Origin of the sequence: Stenotrophomonas sp. HMWF023, from assembly GCF_003060985.1 — a bacterium.
Classification (GTDB): domain Bacteria; phylum Pseudomonadota; class Gammaproteobacteria; order Xanthomonadales; family Xanthomonadaceae; genus Stenotrophomonas; species Stenotrophomonas lactitubi.
This window is the reverse complement of record NZ_QAIJ01000310.1, coordinates 1-808: the sequence shown is the minus strand read 5'-3', so window position 1 is coordinate 808 and position 808 is coordinate 1. Positions and strand designations below refer to the sequence as shown.

Below are 808 nucleotides of genomic sequence, written 5' to 3'. Positions count from 1 at the left end.
GTAAACGTAGCTGTAGGGTTGTTGGACCTTGGCCACCTTGAAGGCATCCTGCCAGCCCAGGTCGTGCAGGGTGCGGATCGGATCTTCCATCGCGTAGGCGTTGAAGTCGCCCATCAGCACCACGTCCGTCACCTTCAGGCGTGCGGCTTCGGCCTGCACCCAGGTGTTGAGCTGCCTGGCCGATTCCACACGGGTCGCGTTCCAGCAGCCCTGCCCGTCATTGCGGTCGGCGTCGGCGCCGCTGGCCTCGCGGCAGCCCTTGGACTTGAAGTGGTTGGCGACCACCATGAACGGCGCGCCCTTGCCCTGGAACGCCTGTGCCAGCGGCGCACGGCTGTGTTCGACGAAGGGACCGTCGAGCTTGGTCAGCGGCGTGCCGAGCGGTTTGAATTCGCTCTTGCGGTAAATGATGCCGACGCGGATCGGATTGCTGCCGGGGCCTTCACCGGCATCGACGAACGCCCACTGCTTGTCGGCTGCGAGACCGACATTGAGTGCGTTTACCAGTTCGGCGATGGCCGACTGCGGGCCGTAGCCGTCGTTCTCCAGCTCCATCAGTGCGGCGATATCGGCGCCCAGCGCGTTGACGGTGGCGACCAGCTTGCCGACCTGCGCCTTGTGCTCGCCCAGCGTGCGCGCGCCGCGCAGGGTCGGGAATCCGCTGCCCTGGCCGTCACCATTGAAGAAGTTCTCCAGGTTGAAGGCGGCGATATGCAGGCTGCCGGGCACGCTCGGCACGGCCGGCCGCTGCAGTTCCGGCAGCTTCAACGTGCCGTCGACCTGCAGGCTGGGGCGGCCCTGCGCATCC

Annotated in this window: 1 protein-coding gene; it reads right to left on the bottom strand. The window is 66.6% G+C overall.

Annotated features, from left to right (window positions below; all coding sequences use genetic code 11):
* On the bottom strand, positions 1-808 hold an 808-nt coding region (locus DBR20_RS18280; RefSeq protein ID WP_343125689.1), incomplete at both ends, for an endonuclease/exonuclease/phosphatase family protein.